The sequence below is a fragment of the Streptomyces deserti genome (assembly GCF_054782695.1).
In genome coordinates, this window is record NZ_BAAGRZ010000006.1 from 52,597 (window position 1) to 72,331 (window position 19,735).

General features: G+C 70.1%; 15 protein-coding genes. 7 read left to right on the forward strand and 8 right to left on the reverse strand.

The annotated features are described in order from the left end of the window. Nucleotides 1-39 precede the first annotated feature (39 nt). The gene (locus ACYVMZ_RS13815) at nucleotides 40-684 is read left to right on the forward strand and encodes a ThuA domain-containing protein (protein WP_461079202.1); all 645 of its coding nucleotides are present in this window, start codon (nucleotides 40-42) and stop codon (nucleotides 682-684) included. On the opposite strand, the gene ACYVMZ_RS13820 is transcribed toward ACYVMZ_RS13815, so the two are convergent. Together ACYVMZ_RS13820 and ACYVMZ_RS13825 are read right to left on the reverse strand one after the other, a co-directional pair. Then, on the reverse strand, nucleotides 681-1,097 hold the full coding sequence (locus ACYVMZ_RS13820) for a RidA family protein (protein ID WP_461079204.1): 417 nt from the start codon (nucleotides 1,095-1,097) through the stop codon (nucleotides 681-683). The genes ACYVMZ_RS13815 and ACYVMZ_RS13820 overlap by 4 nt on opposite strands. 291 nt (nucleotides 1,098-1,388) lie before the next feature. Further along, nucleotides 1,389-2,432 carry a LacI family DNA-binding transcriptional regulator gene (locus ACYVMZ_RS13825; protein ID WP_461079206.1) on the reverse strand — a complete coding sequence of 348 codons (1,044 nt, stop codon included), beginning with the start codon at nucleotides 2,430-2,432 and terminating at the stop codon, nucleotides 1,389-1,391. 296 nt (nucleotides 2,433-2,728) lie between these two features. Between ACYVMZ_RS13825 and ACYVMZ_RS13830 the strand changes: the two genes are divergently transcribed. Further along, complete coding sequence (locus ACYVMZ_RS13830; protein ID WP_461079208.1) at nucleotides 2,729-3,232, forward strand: GNAT family N-acetyltransferase; 504 nt, start codon at nucleotides 2,729-2,731, stop codon at nucleotides 3,230-3,232. On the opposite strand, the gene ACYVMZ_RS13835 is transcribed toward ACYVMZ_RS13830, so the two are convergent. The 6 genes from ACYVMZ_RS13835 to ACYVMZ_RS13860 all read right to left on the reverse strand — a co-directional run bounded on the left by ACYVMZ_RS13835 (nucleotide 3,198) and on the right by ACYVMZ_RS13860 (nucleotide 10,689). Continuing rightward, complete coding sequence (locus tag ACYVMZ_RS13835) at nucleotides 3,198-4,799, reverse strand: family 43 glycosylhydrolase (RefSeq protein WP_461079210.1); 1,602 nt, start codon at nucleotides 4,797-4,799, stop codon at nucleotides 3,198-3,200. The two genes, ACYVMZ_RS13830 and ACYVMZ_RS13835, sit on opposite strands and share 35 nt — an antisense overlap. Before the next feature lie 115 nt (nucleotides 4,800-4,914). Beyond that, nucleotides 4,915-5,853: a carbohydrate ABC transporter permease gene (locus ACYVMZ_RS13840; RefSeq protein ID WP_461079212.1), complete on the reverse strand. Its 939-nt coding sequence runs from the start codon at nucleotides 5,851-5,853 to the stop codon at nucleotides 4,915-4,917. After that, nucleotides 5,853-6,737 carry a carbohydrate ABC transporter permease gene (locus ACYVMZ_RS13845; protein ID WP_461079214.1) on the reverse strand — a complete coding sequence of 295 codons (885 nt, stop codon included), beginning with the start codon at nucleotides 6,735-6,737 and terminating at the stop codon, nucleotides 5,853-5,855. The genes ACYVMZ_RS13840 and ACYVMZ_RS13845 overlap by 1 nt, the downstream gene beginning before the upstream one ends. Nucleotides 6,738-6,747: 10 nt before the next feature. Then, nucleotides 6,748-8,085 carry an ABC transporter substrate-binding protein gene (locus ACYVMZ_RS13850; protein WP_461079216.1) on the reverse strand — a complete coding sequence of 446 codons (1,338 nt, stop codon included), beginning with the start codon at nucleotides 8,083-8,085 and terminating at the stop codon, nucleotides 6,748-6,750. A gap of 381 nt (nucleotides 8,086-8,466) precedes the next feature. After that, complete coding sequence (locus ACYVMZ_RS13855; RefSeq protein WP_461079218.1) at nucleotides 8,467-9,555, reverse strand: LacI family DNA-binding transcriptional regulator; 1,089 nt, start codon at nucleotides 9,553-9,555, stop codon at nucleotides 8,467-8,469. A gap of 120 nt (nucleotides 9,556-9,675) precedes the next feature. After that, nucleotides 9,676-10,689, reverse strand: a complete 1,014-nt coding sequence (locus tag ACYVMZ_RS13860; RefSeq protein ID WP_461079220.1) for a hydroxyacid dehydrogenase — start codon at nucleotides 10,687-10,689, stop codon at nucleotides 9,676-9,678. A 663-nt stretch (nucleotides 10,690-11,352) separates the two neighbouring features. Here ACYVMZ_RS13860 and ACYVMZ_RS13865 point away from each other — a divergent pair. From ACYVMZ_RS13865 to ACYVMZ_RS13885, 5 genes are read left to right on the forward strand one after another with little or no spacing between them, the layout of a single operon-like run. After that, nucleotides 11,353-12,702, forward strand: coding sequence for an extracellular solute-binding protein (locus tag ACYVMZ_RS13865; RefSeq protein ID WP_461079222.1), 1,350 nt, complete (start codon nucleotides 11,353-11,355; stop codon nucleotides 12,700-12,702). Beyond that, nucleotides 12,699-13,697 (forward strand): carbohydrate ABC transporter permease, encoded by a 999-nt coding sequence (locus ACYVMZ_RS13870; protein ID WP_461079224.1) that lies wholly within the window; start codon nucleotides 12,699-12,701, stop codon nucleotides 13,695-13,697. Before ACYVMZ_RS13865 ends, ACYVMZ_RS13870 begins: the two co-directional genes overlap by 4 nt. Then, complete coding sequence (locus tag ACYVMZ_RS13875; RefSeq protein WP_461079226.1) at nucleotides 13,694-14,566, forward strand: carbohydrate ABC transporter permease; 873 nt, start codon at nucleotides 13,694-13,696, stop codon at nucleotides 14,564-14,566. Before ACYVMZ_RS13870 ends, ACYVMZ_RS13875 begins: the two co-directional genes overlap by 4 nt. Before the next feature lie 33 nt (nucleotides 14,567-14,599). Continuing rightward, entirely contained in the window at nucleotides 14,600-16,381 is a 1,782-nt protein-coding gene (locus tag ACYVMZ_RS13880) for a putative Ig domain-containing protein (RefSeq protein WP_461079228.1), read from the forward strand. Nucleotides 16,382-16,394: 13 nt separating this feature from the next. Further along, nucleotides 16,395-19,718 (forward strand): alginate lyase family protein, encoded by a 3,324-nt coding sequence (locus tag ACYVMZ_RS13885; RefSeq protein ID WP_461079230.1) that lies wholly within the window; start codon nucleotides 16,395-16,397, stop codon nucleotides 19,716-19,718. Nucleotides 19,719-19,735: the final 17 nt, after the last annotated feature.

Below are 19,735 nucleotides of genomic sequence, written 5' to 3' on the forward strand. Positions count from 1 at the left end.
CCCTGGGACTCCGCCCACCGTCGGCATAGGGTCGGCGGCATGGCGCCCCGACTCCTCGTCTACACCCGCACCACCGCCTACCGGCACGACTCGATACCCGCCGGGATCGCCGCCCTGCGCACCCTCGGCGCCTTCGAGACCGACGCCACCGAGGACCCCGCGGCCCTCGAAAAGCCCCTGGACGGGTACGCGGCCGTGGTCTTCCTCTCCACCAGCGGCGAGGTGCTGACCCCGGCCGGCCGGGAGCGGCTCGCGGCGTACGTCGAGTCGGGCGGCGGCTTCGTCGGCGTGCACGCGGCGGCCTGCACCGAGTACGACTGGCCGTACTACGGCGAACTCCTCGGCGCCCGCTTCGCCGGACACCCGCTCTACCAGCCCGGCAAGGCCCTCATCGAGGACCGCGACCACCCGGCGACCCGGCACCTGCCCGCCGTCTGGGACTTCACCGACGAGTGGTACGACTTCCGCACCAACCCCCGCGGCACCGTCCGCGTCCTCGCCCGCGCCGACGAGTCGTCGTACGACGGCGGCGCCATGGGCGACGACCATCCGCTGGTGTGGTGCCGCGCACAGGGCGCCGGCCGCGTCTTCTACACCGCCCTCGGCCACGCCCCGGAGGCGTACGAGGACCCCGACTTCCGGGCCCACCTGCGGGGCGGGATCAGCTGGGCGGCGGCCGTTTAGCGGACTTGGACGGGCCGTACGGCGACCGCGTCCACCTCGAACAGCATCCCCGGCAGTGCGAGGGAGGCGACGCCGCTCAGGGTCTGGGCCGGCAGCCGGTCACCGAAGCGTGCGTGGAGTTCCTTGCCGAGGACGTCCAGCTTGTCGAGGTCGTGGTCGACGATGAACGTACCGAGGCGGACGACGTGTTCGAAGCCGAGACCGACTCCCTCCAGCGCCGACCGCAGCCGGTCGAAGGCCAGTGCGACCTGGGTGGCGAAGTCGCCCGGCACCGGGGTACCGGTGTCGTCGGAGGCGTACTGGCCGCCGATGAAGACGAGTTCGCCGGGAGCCGAGACGGCGTGGCTGTAGCCGAACGGTGTCGGGTCGTGAAGGGTGGCCGGATTGGTGATCGTGCGCTCGTCGCGCGTCATGACCGGTACGTCCTTCCGTGGAGTACGGCCGCACTGGGGCGGCGGGGGACTCGGGCACTCACTCCCAACACCCCGTCGCCGCCTGCTCATTCCACCGGACCGGCCCACTCCGTCTGGGAGGGCGTGTTGGACCGCCGCACGCGGGGCTGCCGACGACCGCCGCCGACAGCCCCGGGCCTACCAGGTGCCGGGTCCCACGCACCAGGAACCCCGCGGACCCTCGAACGGACTGTCGGAGCAGGGCTCTTGGTGTTCCGGGCAGCGGCGCGCCGCCCGGCGCGGCTGGGGCACTCAGGCGCGCGGCGGGGCCGTGCTCGCCCGTTCGACCAGGCGGGTGGAGAGTTCGGTACGGGTGCCCTCGGGGCGGCTGCCGTCCATCATCCGCACCAGCAGACGCAACGCCGTGGCCGCCATCTCCGACAGCGGCTGGCGGACGGTGGTCAGGGCCGGGGTGACCCAGCGGGCCTCCGGCAGGTCGTCGAAACCGACCACGCTGATGTCGTCCGGGACCGTCAACGCCCGCTCGGCCAGCGCCTCGTACACCCCGAGCGCCATACGGTCCGAGCAGACGAACACGGCCGTCGGCGGCTCGGGCAGGTCGAGGAGTTCGCCCATGCGGCGGCGCGCCACCGCCTCGTCGAAACCGGCGTGCCGGACGTACTCGGCGCGGTGCCGCACACCCGCCGAGGCCAGGGCCGAGCGGTAACCGGCGACCCGCGCGCTGCTGCTCATGGTGTGCCGGTGACCGGCGACGACGGCGATCCGCTCGTGGCCCAGCGCCAGCAGATGCTCGGTCGCCGTCACCCCGCCCTGCCAGTTCGCCGCGCCCACCGACACCACCCCGGGCGGCGGTTCGAGGACCGGGTCGATCATCACGAACGGGATGCGGTGCTGCTCCAGCCAGGCGTACTGCGACTCGCTCAGCTCGGCCAGGCTGAACAGCACCCCGGACGAGCCGCGCGCGACCAGCTTGTCCAGCCAGCCGCGTTCCGGGCGCCCGCCCCGGCTCCGGGTCAGGGCCGCGGAGACGACGACCTCCAGGCCCGCGTCGTGCGCCGCCTCCTCCACGCCGTGCAGCACCGCACCCGGCCAGGAAGTCTCCAGCGAGTGCACGACGAGGTCGACGAGTCTGGGCGCCTTCGCCGCGTCGAAACGGGGTCTGCGGACGTAACCGAGCCGGTCCAGCGCCTCGGTGACACGCCGACGGGTCTCGGGTGCCACGTCCTCCCGCCCGTTGACGACCTTCGACGCGGTCGGCACGGACACACCCGCCTCGCGGGCCACGACCGCCAGCGTCGGACCGGCCGCCACGCTCGCACTCCCCGTACGGACCATCGGGAACCCACCTCTCCGGCCCGCCCGAGGGCCGTGGAAAGTTTCGACCAGCGCTGCCTTCCGCGGTCCAGGCGAACGAGCCGACCAGAATGACAGAAAGCGCTTCCTACTCTAGGTCTGGCTCAACACGGCGGGAAGTCAGAGGAATCCACGGGATTCCATCGGGCAAAACTTTCGAAACCTCGAACAGTCGGGAATCGATGCGATCAACCGCAGTGAGGCGGCTGATCAACCGCAGTGAGGCGGCCGATCAGCCTCAGTGACGCGGGCTGTGGTGCTCGCTCTAGGCTCGGCGCATGACGATCACGGTGCGGGCGGCAGCCGAGGCGGACCTGCCTGCGGTGCTGAGCCTCTACAGTGAGTTGAACCCGGACGACGCGCCGTTGCCCCGGGCGTTCGCGGACGCCATCTGGGCCGCCATATCCAGGCAGCAGGGACGGACCGTCCTGGTGGCCGAGACCGGTGGCGGCGTGGTCGGTACGGCGGACTGCGTGGTCCTGCCGAACCTCACCCGCGGCGGCCGGCCCATCCTCTTCGTGGAGAACGTCGTGGTGTCCGGCTCCTTCCAGCGGCGCGGCGTCGGACGTCGACTGATGGATGCGGCCGTGGAACTGGCCGAGTCGGCCGGCTGCTACAAGGCGCAGCTGCTGGCGGCCGACGACGCCTACGTCCACACCTTCTACGAAGCGTGCGGCTTCACGCCCCTGGCCCAGGGGTTCCGCCGTTACATCGCCCAGGCCCCGACACCGGATGCGGCTACGCCGGTCACGTCGGCGTACACGCCAGACGAAAGCCGGTGAAGTCCGCCGTCCACGCCGCGTCGACGAGATCCATCGCGTGGATGCCGACCAGTGTGCCGGTGAAGCGCAGGCGTGAGCCGTGGTCGTCGGACAGGTGGCTGATGTCCAGTGTGGGGCCGACTGTCGTCCGTATACCGTCTGCCGCGTACCAGAAACGAGCGGCGGTGCCGTCGACCGTGACACCGAGGGTGACCTTCGTCGTCCCGACGTCGACGACGGCGACCTGCCGCGCGGCCGACTCCTCGCGTTCCACCAGACTGAGCACCGTACGGCCCTCACCCCGCCACTGCTGTCCGCGCTGCGGCTCGCCCTCGGGCTCAGCCCAGGTCACGTCCAGACTGAGATAGGCCTCGGTGTTGTACCAGAGCACCAGTCCCGCGGCCTGGGTGAAGGTGGACGGCCGTGCCTCGACGGTGACCTCGGCCTCCGCGTGGTGCTCGGTGACGCGCCGCGCCAGCAGGCTGTGCGCCCAGCGCGACTCGGGACCGTGCCGGCCACGCAACCGGATCCAGCCCGGCCGGCTGCTCGTGTCCGCCCATGAGGGATCCACCGGTTCGCGCAGGGTGCTCCACGGCCACGACAGTCCCTCGGGCGGGATGTCCGACGACAGGGGCAGGGCTGACAGTGGCACGACTGCTGTCGGTACCTCGACCTCGACCGCGGGGTGCCGGCCCCCCTGCCGCAGCCGGGGCCAGCCGTCCGCGTCCCAGACGACCGCCTGGATCGCGGTCTCCCGGCCGAGGGTGCAGCGGCGGCCGTGCGGTGTGCGCAGGGGACGGGCCGTCAGATGGCTCAGCACCCACGTCCCGTCCGGCGTCTCGACCAGCTCCCCGTGCCCGGCCTTCTGCAACGGCACACCGGGGTCGTCCCGGGTGGTCAGCAGAGGGTGTTCGTCCAGCTCGTACGGGCCGGTCAGCGCACGGCCCCGCGCCACCCGCACCCCGTGCTCCCACCCCGTGCCGCCCTCGGCGAGGACCAGGTAGTACCAGCCGTCGCGGCGCAGCAGCTTCGGCCCCTCGACGAGCCGGTCGTGCTGGAGCAGCAGGTGGGTGTCACCGACGGGTGTCAGCGTGTCCCGGTCCAGTTCCGTGGCGACGATCCCGGCGAAGCGCTGTCCGCCCGGGCGGTGGTCGTTCTGGAGGTTGAGCAGCCACAGGCGGCCCGCCTCGTGGAAGAGGGCCGGGTCGAAACCGTGGCTCGCGACCCGGCGCGGAGCGCTCCACGTCCCGCTCACGTCCCTGGCCGTGGAGACGTACGTGTCCGCGTCGAAGTACGGCGTGCCCACGGAGCGCACGATGGAGTACGTCACCCAGAACCGTTCCCCGTCCCAGCTCAGCGACGGTGCCCAGATGCCGCCCGAGTCGGGCACACCGGCCAGCGAGTCGCCGGGGGCCGCGCCCCGGACGTGGCCCGCGTACTCCCAGTGGGCCAGGTCGCGGGAGCGGTGGATCGGGATGGTGGGGAACCACTCGAAGGAGCTCGTCGCCACGTAGTACCACTCGCCGACCCGCACCAGTGACGGGTCGGGGGCGAAGCCGCGCAGGACGGGATTGTGCAGGACGGTCACGTCGGGACTCCGGAAGGGTGGATCGCCGAAGGGTGGATCACCTGGGGGCCGCGGGGAGTCAGGGTCACCCGCGGCCACCAGGGAGTCGAGGACGGCGGAACCCGCGCGGGTGCCGTCACTTGAGCGCCCCCAGCGTCACCCCGGTCCGCCAGTACCTGCGCATCGCCACCATCATGATCGCCATCGGGATGATGGACAGCAGCGCGCCCGTCAGGACCAGACTCGTCACGTCGACACCCGACTCCAGGCGTTTGCCGGTCCAGTTGTACAGCCCCAGGTTGAGCGTCCAGTTCTCCTCGCCCCGCAGCACGGTCAGCGGGAGGAAGAAGGCGTTCCAGGTGTTGACGAAGGCGAGCAGGAACACCGTCGCGCCGCCCGTGGTCATCATCCGCAGCACGATGCTGAAGAAGATCCTCAGCTCACCGGCGCCGTCGATACGGGCCGCCTCCAGCAGTTCGAACGGGATCGTGGCCTCGGTGTAGACCTTGGCCAGATACACGCTGAAGGGGTTGATCAGGCAGGGGATCAGCATCGCCCAGGGGGTGTCGACCAGCCCGATCGCCGAGAACAGCAGGTACAGCGGCAGGGTGAGCAGGGCGATGGGGATGAGGAAGGAGCCCACCACGCAGGCGAACACCACGCCCCGGCCGGGGAAGTCGAAGCGGGCCAGGCCGTAGCCCGTGGCGAGGGCGACCAGGGTGCCGCCGAGCGAGCCGACACCGGCGTACAGGAACGAGTTGGCGGTCCACCGCAGGAAGATGCCGTCGTCGTAGGTGAAGACCTGCTGGACGTTGTCCCACAGGTGCCAGCCGGAGAACCACAGCCCGTTGCTCTGGTACAGGCCCACGCGGTCCTTGGTCGCGGCGACGATCAGCCACCACACCGGGAACAGGCTGTAGACGCTGGCCAGGACCAGACCGAGGAGGAGGAAACGCTGAGCGCCCCGGGAACGCGCGGCCGCGTCCGGCCGGGTGAGCCGCCGCACGGTGCCCGTGCGAGACGGCCCGGCGGCGGTTTCCACGCCGTTTTCCTTACGGTTTTCCGTCAGGGCCATCAGTCCGCCTCCCTCGAGGTCAGCCGGTAGAAGAGGAAGGACGCGACACCGAGGATCAGGGCGAGCAGCACCGACAGGGCCGCGGCGTAGTGGTAGTTGCCGGCGTTGAACGCCTGGTTGTAGATGATCATGATCGGGGTGAAGCTGTCGCTGACCGTCTGCGGGGTCACGTTCCGGAACAGCGCGGGCTCGTTGAAGATCTGCAGCATCTGGATGATCGACAGCAGCGCGGTCAGGACGAGTGCCCCGCGCACGAACGGGATCTTGATGCTCAGCGCGATCCGCCACTCCGAGGCGCCGTCCAGCCGCGCGGCCTCGAACAGCTCCCGGGGCACGCCCTGCAGGGCCGCGTAGATGATCACCATGTTGTAGCCGATGCCGTGCCAGGTCAGCAGGTTGCCGATGGCCGGCCACACCATGGAGGGCGCGAAGAAGTTCCAGTCGAACCCGAACAGGTCGCCGAGCGGCGTGAGAGGACCGACGTCGGGGCTGTACAGGTTGATCCACACGATGGCCGCGACCACCCCGGGGATCATGTACGGGACCAGCAGCAGGATCCGGAACCGGCCGGCGGCCCTCGCGGTGACCGCGTCCAGGAAGAGCGCCAGGACCAGGCTGATGAGCAGCATGAACGGGATCTGCACGCAGGCGAACAGCACGACCCTCAGGATCGAGGTCATGAACGCCGAGTCGGTCAGGCCCTGCTCGTAGTTGTCCAGCCCGACGAACTTCGTGGTCGCACCGCCGAGACCGAGCCCGGACTGCTGCTGCAGGAACAGCGACTGGTAGACCGCGTAGCCGATCGGCAGCAGGTAGAGGAAGAGGAAGCCGAGCTGGAAGGGCACCGTGAACGCGGCACCCTTCCAGCGCAGTGAGCGAATCATCGGGTCAGCCTCAGCCCTTGACGTTGATGCCGCGCTGCTTCAGGTCGTCGACCGTCCACTGCTGCATGTGCGCGAGCAGGTCGGTGACCTTCTGCTTCTTGCTGACGACCTTGGCCCACTCGTCCTGCATCTGCGTGAACATCGCGGTCCAGTTCGGGCCGAAGGTCCAGCCGGTCCTGATCGTGCTCAGGCTGTCGGTCACGACCTTCTTGGCCGGCTCGTAGTTCTTGCCGAGCAGCTTCTCGGAGATCGCCTCGGACACGTACGACTCGCTGTCGGCCAGCGCCGGCATCACACCGCTGCCGGTCTCCGGGCTCGCCATGGTCTTCACCGCCCCGGGGTCGGTGGACATCCACAGCGCCGCCTCTGCGGCCTGCTCCTTGTGCTTGCACTGCTCGCTCACCAGCGTCAGGTTGCCGCTCTGGTTGGTCCCGGCCGGGGTGCGCGGCGCCTCGCCCTCGAAGGCCGGCCACGGGGCGAGCGCCCAGTCGCCGAAGGACTTGGTGAAGTTCTGCACCATGCCGGACATCTGCCAGGTGGAGATCTGCCGGGTCGCCGTGCCGCCGTTGTCGTAATTGCGCTGCACGGCCGCGTAGTCGGCGAAGGAGAGCTTGGAGTTCAGGTCGTTGTCGATGATCTCCTGGATCACCTTGGCCGCCTTCAGGGTGCCCTCGTCCTGGAAGTTCACCTTCCAGGCGTTGCCCTCGATGCTGTACCAGTTGGCACCGGCCTGCATGGCGAGGACTTCCAGGGTGCTCGGGTCCTCACCGGCGTAGTTGGTGATCTTGATGTTGTGCTTCTTCAGCACCTTGCCCGCGGCGATGAAGTCGTCCCAGGTGGCGGGCGCCTTCAGGCCGTACTTCTCGAAGATGTCCGTGCGGTAGATGGTGAAGGCGGGCGCCGAGGCGGTGGGCACGCCGTAGACCTTGCCCTGGACCTGGCCGACCGCCCACGAGCCGGGGTTGAACTTGTCCTTGCTGGACTCGACGTACGGGGTGATGTCGGCGAGCGCGCCCTGCGAGACCCAGCTGGTGACGTACTCGCCGGTGTTCTGCAGCAGGCAGGGCGCGTTGCCGGCCTTGACGGCGTTCGTCAGCTGCTTCTGCATGGTCAGCTGGTCGGTCACCTTCGTGTACTTCAGCTTGACGTCCTTGTGCGAGGCGTTGAACGCCTTGACGACCGCCTCCTGGCCGTTCGCCCAGCCCCAGAAGTCGAGGGTGACGGGGCCGGACGGCTTGGACGCTTCGTCGCCCGAATCGGACCCGCCGCAGGCGGAGAGCAGACCGGTGAGCGCGATACCCGCGACGGCGGCGGAGGCGAACCTTCTCCGGGGGCTGAGGGAGTTCATCTGACCGTGATCCTTCGGAATAGGCGTTCTCAGAGTTCTCAGAACGACAGGACGGCGGCTCGGTGCTGGCCAGGAACGGCGGCCGGAAACCGTCGGCTCGCGGTTGCGGGGGGTAGGGCCAAGCAGAAGCTGTAGTAAGCGGTTGCTGGGACGGTAGGCGAGGCGTGCGCCCATATCAAGAGGTGCGGAAAAATTTGTTACGGCGGATCGTCCGTGAGGCGACGCGTCCGAGGAGTGTTCGGCGGGCCGCACAAAGTCGATGTCGCCGCAGGTCAGACGCCTGCCTGCGAGGGCCGGAGGAGTGCCGGGGCAGAAGGTCCGGCGACACGCGGGCGACCGCCCACGACGTGGTGAAACCGTTTACGTAACGATCGCAGCGCGTTACCCGCGCCGGGCGGGTGGCTGCACGGAGTTGCGGACGACGACATGGGTGCCCAGCACGAGATGCTCGCCGTCCCCGCTCCTGCGGCGGCCGGCACCGCCCTCGCGCCGGTCGGCCACCGCGCGCAGCGCGACCCGGCCCATCTCCTCGTACGGCACGTGCACGGTGGTGAGTTGGGGCGTGAGCTGGGAGGCGAGCGGAATGTCGTCGTAGCCGACGATCGAGACGTCCTCGGGCACCCGCAGGCCCGCCGCGCGCAGGGCCTGCATGGCGCCCGCGGCGACCACGTCGGTCCCGGCGAGCACGGCGGTGAAGTCCGGCGTTTCGCGCAGGGCCGCCTCGACGGCCTCGTAGCCGTGCTCGTAGTCGTACGGCCCGTGCCGCACCATGCCCGGGTCGAACGGCACCCCGTACGCCTCGAAGGCCCGCCGCGCTCCTCTCAACCGGCCCTGAGCGGTGCTGAGTTCGGCGTGCCCCGGCAGGACGAGAACGCGCCGGTGGCCGGCCGACAGCAGATGGCTGGCCATGGCGTAGGCGCCGCCCTCGTTGTCGTAGTCGACCGTCGTCGCCGGGACGTCGCCCTCCAGGGGCGGCCTGCCGACCAGGACGAGGTGCGAGCCGGCCGCGTCCAGGGAGCGGGCGAAACGGGCCATGCGCAGCTGGTACTCGTCGTAGTCGTAGGCGCCGCCGAGCAGCACCACCGCGGCGACTCCCTGCTGGCGCATGAGGTTGACCAGGGCCAGTTCGCGTTCGGGGTCGTCGCCGGTGGTGCCGACCAGGGAGAGCCAGCCGCGCAGCGTGGCGGCCCCCTCGACCCCCTTGGCGACGTGGGCGAACGCGGCGCCGGTGATGTTGTTGATGAGGATCGCGACCGTGGGCGTGCCGCCGCCGGCCAGGGAGCGGGCGTGGGCGTTGGTGACGTAGTCCAGGTCGCGGACGACCTTCATCACCTTGCGGCGCAGCTCCTCCGACACCGGATAGTTGCCGGACAGCACCCGCGAGACGCTGGCCACGGAGACACCCGCGCGTTCGGCCACGTCACGGATGGTCGCCCGCCCGGCGTCGCCCGGTGCCTTGCGCTGACTCACCGTTGCGGCTCCTTCGACGTAGTGGCCCGATCCCACCGGTGGCCGGGGCCCCGCCCCGCGCCGGTGCGGAAACCGTATCCCATCGTTACTCCAGCCTGGAGAGCCTGTGGACAACGGGGATCAGGCGACCCGGGCGAGATCCGCGTGCCGCACCTCGTGGACCGGCGGCAGGCCCGCGACCAGGCGTTCCAGCTCGTCGACGACGATGGCGCCGAGCCGTTCCAGCTCGTTGCCGAGCGAGCCGGCGATGTGCGGGGTGAGGAAGACGTTGGGCAGCTGGTACAGCGGGGAACCGGCGGGCAGCGGCTCGGGTTCGGTGACGTCGAGGACCGCGTGCAGCCGGCCGGAGACCAGCTCGTCGGTGAGTGCCTCGTGGTCGACCAGGGCACCGCGGGCGGTGTTGATCAGGACGCCGCCGTCCCGGATGAGGGAGAGCCGGTCGCGGTCGAGCATGTGATGGGTCTCGGGGATGACGGGGGCGTGCAGGCTCACGATGTCGCTGTGCCTGAGCAGGTCCTCCAGCGACAGCGGCTCGGCGCCGAGGGCGGCGGCCTCGGCGGGGGACACGTACGGGTCGTGCAGCAGGACGGTCAGGTCGAAGGGCCGCAGCAGTTCCAGCAGCCGACGGCCCACGCGGGAGGCGCCGATGACGCCGACGCGGCGGCCGAGGTTGCCGGTGGCGGCGGTCTCGGCGGGGCCCGGATAGGTGTGGCTGCGGCGGTAGCTCTCGCGGTGGTCGAAGGCGTCCTTGCCGCACAGCAGGATCATCGCGAGCGTGTACTCCGCGACCGGAACGGCGTTGCCGGTCACCGCGCTGGAGACGGTGACGCCGCGTTCCCACAGCGCCTCGCCGACCAGGGAGCGCACCGAGCCCGCGGCGTGCAGGACGGCACCCAGCTTGGGGGCCGCGGCCAGGACACCGGCGTCCAGGTGCGGACAGCCCCAGCCGGTGATCAGGAACTCGGCCGTGGCGAGGGTGTCGGCCGCGGCCGGATCGGCGAAGTCCCGTACGACGAGCGCGGGGTCGATGTCGGCCGTACGCCTCAGCCGGGCCATGAGCGGCGGAGGGAACAGCAGCGGAAGGTGCACCGGGTCCATCGCGAACACGGCCCGCGGCAGCTGGGGGCTGGGCATGACTCTCCTGGAGCAGTGGCGGAAACAAGCGGACGGAAACATTTTCAGAAAGCGCCTTCTACCGTAGATCCGGCAGGAAGCGGCGGTCAATCGACGCGCCGCCGCCGGTGTGCGGGCGGCTCGTTCACGGGTCAACGGACCGGGTGCGCCCACGTTGTGCAGGAGACGGACGGGTGGGGGCGGTGACGCGAGGGTGGGAGAGGGCGTCTGGGCCGGGCGCGTCGGGTCGGTGTCGCAGGGCCCGGATGGGCCTGCTCTAGAAATCGGTTACTGAGCTTTCGGTGCGTGGGGGAGGGCGGTGCGGTCGCCGGTGCCGACCCCGTGCCGACCCCTGCGCTGCCACCTGTGTCGTCCAGCGACCGGTTCGACAACCGGTTGCCGAATGATAGCCGCGCCTGACTCCTGTGAGCCCCTGGTTGCGGTGACCGGTCCGTGCCGCGTCACCTCATCCTCGCCCCTCGAATCCAGGACCTACCGACCGGTTCGTCCATGACGTCGACGTTACATCGACTTCTCGAAAGTTCGTCAAGGCTCTTGACGCGCCTATCGGACCGGAAGAAGCTCTGCCCCACACACAACAACCGGTTGCCAACGATGGGTTCCGGTCGATGCGCCGATCCTCGGCCGATATGTCGAACAGCAAGTTCAGGAGGTGGTGCGTTCATGCACCCACGTGCTGGTGCTGCCCTGAGCCGCCGCCGATTCCTCGCCCTCTCGGCGGCCGGCGCCGCGACCGGCGCGACGGCGCTGAGCGGTTGCGCGATGCGGGTGTCCAGCGGGATCAGCGGATCGGGCGAGACCATCACCGTGATGGTCAAGCCCGGGGAGATCACTCCGGATGACGTCAAGCAGGCCCACAGGGACCTCGGCATCAAGATCGTCCTGGTGAAGTACGACATCACCAAGCTGATCGCGATGATGACCACCGGCAGCCCGCCCGACCTGGTGCGCGGCGTCGGCGCCATCGACGCACCGTATTTCGCGGCGCGGAACGTGATGGAGGACCTGGACCCGTACTTCGCCACGAGCAGTGTTCTCAGGCCCGGCGACCTGGACCCGGTCAACGACCTGTGGCGTTACGACGGCCGGACCCAGGGCAGGGGCCCGCGCTACGGCATGGCGAAGGACTTCTCCCAGGACTCCATGTACTGGTACAACACCGCCCTGTTCGACAAGGCGGGCGTCGGCCTGCCCCCGGAGCTGGATCCGGTCACCTTCGAGGAGTGGCTGGAGAACGCGGGGCGCCTCACCCGGCGCAGGAACGGCCAGACGACCGTCTTCGGCGGCAGCTACAACGGCCTGATGAAGTCGAGCCTCCTCGCCTGCCTGACGGCGGCGGCCGGCGGCAGCCTCTTCACCGACGACTTCACCCGCGTCGACTTCACCACCCCCGAGGCCCGCAAGGCCCTGGGCTGGTACATCGACTACTGCAAGACCAGGGTCGGGCCGAGCCCCATCCAGCCCGATCCCAACACCTGGGACGGGCCCACGTACCAGGCGAACCGGATGGCCATGTCGAACGCGGGCTACTGGCTCGGCGGCCTGATCAACACCGACAGGAAGCTGGCGCAGGTGTCGCGCCTCGCCCCGGCCCCGGTCTTCGAGGGTGGCCCGCGGATCAGCCCCTGCCAGGGCGGCACCGGCCTGTGGATGCCGGCGAAGGCACGGAACAAGGACGCCGCGTGGCGGGTCTTCGAGTGGTTCTTCGGCGAGGGGCCGGCCAAGGCGCGTGCGTCCGGCGGCTGGGGCATCCCGACCCTGAAGTCGTTGCGCTCGATGATGCCGGCCCAGGAGGAGTACCAGAAGCGGGTGCTCAGGGTGCAGGAGGCCGAGCTGAAACACTTCTCGGTGATCTCCTTCACGCCGTACGCCACGGCGGACGCGCTCGACGCCCTCTTCAACCAGATCGCCCCGGCGGCGATGACCGGCCGGATATCCATCGACACGCTCGCCGGACGCCTCAGCTCCGCCATGAACGAGCAGCTCAAGCGCGGTAAGGAGCAGGTGGGATGACGACCGAGCAGATCACCTCCGTGGCCGGGCGGCCGGAAGCGCTCGCGGCCAGGGAACCGGTCCGGGTCGTGAACCGGCCGAGGACCTCCATGACCGCGCGCAGGCAACGGGCGTTCTACATGTTCACCGCGCCCTGGATCATCGGGTTCCTGCTGCTGACGATCGCCCCCATGGCGTACGCGCTGTGGCTCAGCTTCACCACCTTCGACGGCCTCTCGCCGCACTGGCGTTACGTCGGGCTGGACAACTACCGCGAGCTGTTCTCCGACCCGGTCACCTGGGACGCCCTGGGACGGGCCGGGCTGTTCGCGGTGACCTCGGTGCCCCTGTCGATCATCGCGGGGCTCGCACTCGCGGTCCTGGTCAACCGGCCGCTCAAGGCGCGCGGACTGTTCCGCACCCTGCTCTACCTCCCGGCCGTGGTGCCGCCGGTGGGCGCTGGCCTGGCGTTCAAGCAGCTCTTCGACCAGAACTCCGGCGCCACGAACGGCGTGCTGAACCTCTTCGGCATCGACGCTCTCGGCTGGCTGAACGACCCCTACGCCCGCTACGTGCTGCTGATGACGGTGCTGTGGACCGCCGGAAACATCATGATCATCTCGCTGGCGGGACTCCAGGACGTGCCCCGGGAACTGCACGAGGCGGCCCGCGTCGACGGTGCGAGCGCCTGGCGGACCTTCCGCAGCATCACCGTGCCGCTGCTGTCCCCCGTGCTGCTCTTCCAGACGGTGACCGGCGTGATCGCCTCGGTGCAGACCATCATGCCGCTGCTGCTGGCCCCCGACGGCACCACGGCCGGCGTCACCCTGGTCCCGCAGTCCAACTACCTCTACATGATGCACGTGTTCGCGCAGTACTTCGCGATCGGCCGCTATGGCTACGCCTCCGCGCTGCTGTGGGTGCTCTTCGTCCTGATCCTCGTCGCGACCGGCCTCATCTTCAGGTTCACGTCCGGCGTGGTGTTCTACAACGTCGATCCGGAGGCGAAGAAGTGACCGCCACCAGTGTTTCTCCCCCGTCCTCGGCGGCCTCCGGCCCCGTGAAGCTGCGGGTCGACCGCCTCGTCCTCTACACGGTCCTCGTCGTGATCACCGGGCTGTTCCTCGGCCCGTTCGGCTGGCTGGTCGTCTCCGGCCTCAAGACCCAGGCCGAACTGGCCTCCTCCCCGGTCCGCTGGCTGCCCGAGACCTTCCAGTGGCACAACTTCACCGACGCCTTCACCCAGATCGACTTCCTCGGCTACGCCCGCAACTCCCTGATCATCGCCCTCATCTACGCCGTCCTCGTCACCCTCAGCTCGGCCTGGGTCGGCTTCGGCTTCGCCCGCCTGGACGCGCCCGGCAAGAAGACCCTGTTCGGCATCCTGCTCGGCTCGATGATGCTGCCGCAGCTCATCACCCTGCTGCCGACCTACCTGATCTTCGCCAAGCTCGGCATGGTCGACACGTACTGGCCGTGGGTGCTGTGGGGCCTGTCCTCCGCGCCGTACCTGGTCTTCCTCTTCCGGCAATTCTTCGCCGGCCTGCCGCGCGAGCTGGAAGAGGCCGCGATCGTCGACGGCTGCGGCTACACCCGGATGTTCTGGCGGATCTTCCTGCCCCAGTCCTGGCCGGTGGTCTCCGCCAGTTTCGTGATCGCCTTCACCTGGACCTGGGGCGACTACATCGCCCCGCAGCTGCTGCTGTCCAGCGACCGTTCCACGCTGGCCGTCGCCGTCATGTCCGCCTACAACACCCCGGCCGGGCAGCCCGTCCCCGAGCTCCAGGCCGCGGCCTCCGTGATGTACGTCGTCCCCATCCTGCTGATCTTCCTGATCGCCCAGCGCGGCTTCGTCGCCGGGATGTCCACCTCCGGACTGAAGTAACCAACGCCCCTCATTTTCCTAAGGAACCTCACCATGAACGACACCCAGGGCACCGGACTGTCCCGGCGCACCGTCATCCAGGCCGCGGGTGCCGCCGCGGCGGCCTACACCCTGATCGGCACGGCGGCCGGCACCGCCACGGCGGCGGACGACAGACCGGAGGCCACCGACCGGCTGGTGATCCACCCCGTCCCGGGCTCGCTGCCGGTCAACACCACCTTCGTGGTCAAGGCCCGCACCCCCGGCGGCCAGTGGAAGCCGGTGCCGGTCCTGCGCGCCACCACGAAGACCATCAACGAGAAGACCGGTGCCGGCACCATCCGCGCCACCTCGGTCGCCAACCTCGACTTCACCGGCACGGTGGAAGTGCAGGTCACCTGGTCCAAGGGCACCATCCCCTCCGCGCGGATCCGCCCGCTGTCGTACGACATCCAGCACGAGGTCAGCGGCGACACCCTCACCTTCAGCCTCACCGAGCCGCGCAACCTCTCCATCGAGATCGACGGCGACATCTACGGCAACCTCCAACTGCACGCCAACCCCATCGAGAAGACCCGGCCCGAACAGGGCGACCCCGACGTCATCTACTTCGGCCCCGGCCTCCACACCCCCTCGGGCGGCGTGGTGAAGGTGCCCAGCGGCAAGACGGTGTACCTGGCCGGCGGCGCGGTGCTCAAGGCCCGCGTGGAGTTCGTCAACGTCGAGAACGCCCGCCTGCTCGGCCGGGGCATCATCTGGGACTCGGACGCCGCCACCCTGGTGGCGTTCTCGAAGAACATCGAGATCGACGGCATCCTCGCCCTCAACCCCAAGACGGGCTACTCCTGCACCATCGGCCAGTCGAAGCAGGTCACCGTCCGCAACCTGCACTCCTACAGCAGCGGCCAGTGGGGCGACGGCATCGACGTGTTCAGCAGCGAGGACGTCCTGATCGAGGGCGTGTGGATGCGCAACAGCGACGACTGCATCGCCATCTACGCCCACCGCTGGGACTACTACGGCGACTGCCGCAACGTCACCGTCCGCGACTCCACCCTGTGGGCCGATGTCGCCCACCCGGTGAACATGGGCACCCACGGCAACCCGGACAAGCCGGAGACCATCGAGAACATCGTCTTCAGCAACATCGACGTCCTCCAGCACCGCGAACCGCAGGTCCTCTACCAGGGCTGCTTCGCCCTCAACCCCGGCGACCGCAACCTCATCCGCAAGGTGCGCATCCAGGACGTCCGGGTGGAGGACTTCACCTGGGGCCAGCTGATCAACATGCGCGTCATGGCCAACCGCTACAACGCCGCACCCGGCCGCGGCATCCAGGACGTGTACGTCCGCAACCTCACGTACGACGGCACGCACGCCACCATGGCGGTCCTCACCGGCTACGACGCGGACCGCCCCATCAAGAACCTCACCTTCCAGAACCTGGCGATCAACGGCACGGTCATCTACGACAAGATGCGCAAGCCCGGCTGGTACCTGACCACCGACATGGTGCCGGCGTTCGCCAACGAGCACGTGCAGAACCTGCGCTTCCTGGACTCCGCCACCCCGGCCGCCACCGTGGCCCCGGAGATCACCAGCGCCGGCGAGGCCACCGCCACCGCACGCCAGGTCTTCAACCACCTCGTCACCGCGACCGCGCTGCCCACGTCCTTCGGCGCCGAGGGGCTGCCCAAGGGCCTGGAGTGCGACGAGAAGACCGGCCAGATCTCCGGCACCCCGCAGGTCCCCGGCACCTACCCGGTCACCGTCTCCGCCACGAACTCCGTGGGCACGGCGACCAAGTCCCTCACGCTCACCGTGCAGCACCCGTAACGAGGAGTCATCCGTGTTTCCCCTGAGCCGACGGTCGTTCCTCGGCGCGGCGGGGCTCACGGCCGTGGCCGGAGCCGGACTGCTGTCCGTCTCCGCCACGGCCGCCCGGGCCCGCACCGGCGGATCCGCGATCACCTTCCGGCACCCCGGTCTGCTGCACAGCGCCGCCGACCTGGCCCGCATGAAGGCCGCGGTCGCCGACAGACAGTCGCCGGTATACGACGGCTACCTGGCGTTCGCGGCCCACGCCCGCTCCCAGGCCACGTACACCATCCAGAACACCGGCCAGATCACCACCTGGGGCCGCGGCCCCACCAACTTCCAGAACCAGGCCGTCGCCGACTCGGCCGCCGCCTACCAGAACGCCCTGATGTGGTGCGTCACGGGCAACCGTGCCCATGCCGACAAGGCCCGTGACATCCTCAACGCCTGGTCGGCCTCCCTGACCGGGATCACCGGCGCCGACGGCCCGCTCGGCGCGGGGCTCCAGGCCTTCAAGTTCGTCAACGCGGCCGAGCTGCTGCGGCATACCGCATACGACGGATGGTCGACGGACGACATCGCCCGCTGCGAGGAGTCGTTCCTGCGCGTGTGGTACCCGGCGGTGTCCGGCTACATGCTGTACGCCAACGGCAACTGGGACCTGACGGCTCTTCAGACCGTCCTGGCCATCGGGGTGTTCTGCGAGGAGCCGACGCTCTTCGAGGACGCCCTGCGCTTCGCCGCGGCCGGCGCGGGCAACGGCAGCGTCCGCAACCGCATCGTCACCGACGCGGGCCAGGGCCAGGAGTCCGGCCGCGACCAGGGCCACGAACAGCTCGCGGCCGGCCTGCTCGCGGACGCCGCCCAGGTCGCCTGGAACCAGGGCGTCGACCTGTGGGGCCACGACGACAACCGCATCCTCGCCAACTTCGAGTACGCCGCCCGCTACAACCTCGGAGGCGACGTCCCCTTCGTCCCCGACCTCGACCGCACCGGCAAGTACGTCAAGCGGACGGTCTCGGCCATCGGGCGCGGCAATCTGCCGCCGATCTACGAGATGGCGTACGCGCACTACACCGGGGTCCGAGGCCTCGACGCCCCGTACACCAAGGCCGCCGTCTTCCGCGGCACCGGCGGCTCCCGTGTCGTCGAGGGCGGCAACGACGACCTGCCCAGCTGGGGCACCTTCACCTACGCCGGCACCAAGGCACCCGCGCCGACCGCTCCCACCGCACCGGCCGGGGTCACAGCGGTGGGCGACGACCGGGCCGTCACGGTGAGCTGGCTGCCCTCGGTGTGGGCGGACACTTACACGGTGCTGCGGGCCGAGGCCCCCGAGGGGCCGTACGAGCGGATCACCGAGGGCGTCGACGGAACATCGTATACAGACGACCGTGTGCGGTCGGGTCGCACCTTCTACTACACCGTCACCGCAACCAACTCCCACGGCACCAGCGGCAGTTCCGCCTGGGCGGCAGCCGCCGCAGGGCTCCCCGCCCCCTGGAAGACGCAGGACGTCGGCGACGTGAAGATCCCCGGCTCCGCCGTCTTCGACGGCGAACGGTTCCTGCTGGAGGCGTCCGGCACCGCCGACACCTACCGCCTCGCCCACCTGCCGCTACGCGGCGACGGCAGCGTCACCGCGCGCATCGTGTGGCCGCTCAGCTCCCAGTACTCCAAGATCGGCGTCACCCTGCGTGCCTCCCTCGACGCGGACGCGGCCCACGCCTCGATGCTGATCCAGGGGCTGCCACTGCATACCTGGAGCGGTGTGTGGACCGTGCGCCCGAAGGCAGAGGCGTCCCTCTCCGCGACCGGCAGCACGCCCGTGCCGCCCGCCCAGCAGGAGGCGATCACCGCGAAGGCGGCCTTCCCGATCTCCAACCTCGGCACGCTGCCCGAGTCGGCGACCCCGCTCGAGGCCCCGTACGTCGAGGGCGCGGGCGACGGCTACCGGCTGCGGATGCCGTACTGGGTCCGCGTCACCCGCAAGGGCACCCGCTGCACCGGCGCGATCTCCCCGGACGGCATCCGCTGGACCGAAGTCGGCTCCACCGACGTCGAGTTGGGGCACACCGCCTACGCGGGCCTGGCCCTCACCTCCTGCCTCGGCGTCGACCAGGACTACGCCGAGACCGGCACCGGCGCCTTCGACAACGTCGTCGTCGACTCCCCACTCGGCGAGGTCTGGTCCGTGCCCCGCCCCACCCGCACCGCCACCGACCTCAAGGCCTCGGCGGGCCCGGACGCCATCGAACTGTCCTGGACCGACCCGGACCCCGCGGCCCGCTACACGGTGCTGCGCTCCACCACCGGCCACGGCCCCTACGAGACGATCGCGACCGGCGTCGGCCCGGTCGGCTTCGGCACCCGCATACAGTATGCGGACGCCACCGGCACGCCCGGCACGACGTACCACTACGCCGTAGCCAAGACCAACCGCGGCGGACGCGGCCCGCTCTCCGACACCTCCGCCGCCCGGACGCCGACCCCGTCCCTGCCCCGACTCACCTCACCCACCACGGCGTTCGCCAACAAGGGAGTCCCCTTCCGCCACCTCCTGCGGGCCTCCCACGAGCCCGTCCGCTTCACCGCCGAGGGCCTGCCCGACGGCCTGCGTGTCGACCGGCGCACCGGCCTGATCTCCGGAACGCCCACCCGGACCGGCGCGTTCACCGTCACCACCACGGCGGGCAACGCGGCCGGCGACGCGACCGGCACCCTCACCATCACGGTCGGCACCCCGCCGCCCGCGCCCTGGACCTACGGCGACCTCGGCGACGTCGTCCTCGACGACCGCGCCTACGGCACCTTCGGCGTGGTCGCCGTCCGTACCCCCGGCAGCACCTCCCACGAGGACGGGACCTTCGTGGTGCGGGGCGCCGGAACCGACCTCACCGTCAACAACCAGGGCATGACCGGCCAGTTCGTCCGCCGGCCCGTCACCGGCGACTGCGAGATCACCGCCCGGCTGGTCTCCCGCAGCGGAGCCGGCGCCGACCGGGTGGGACTGCTGATGGCCAAGTCCCTGTCGCCGTTCGACCAGGCGGCCGGGGCCATCGTCACCGGCGGCACCACCGCGCAGCTCATGCTGCGTACAACCGTCGCCGGACGGTCGACCTTCACCGGCAACGGCACGGTCACCGCCCCCTGCCTGCTGCGGCTGAAGCGCACCGGGACCGCCTTCACCGCCTACGCCTCCACCGATGACGGCGTCAGCTGGACCCCCCTCGCCGCGGGAGACATCCCCGGCTTCGGCGACGCCCCCTACTACGTGGGCCTCGTGGTCTGCTCCCGCAGCCCCCTGGCCCGCAGCACCACCGAGTTCGACGAGGTGAGCATCACCCCCCTGTAATCCTCCGCGGATTGGAG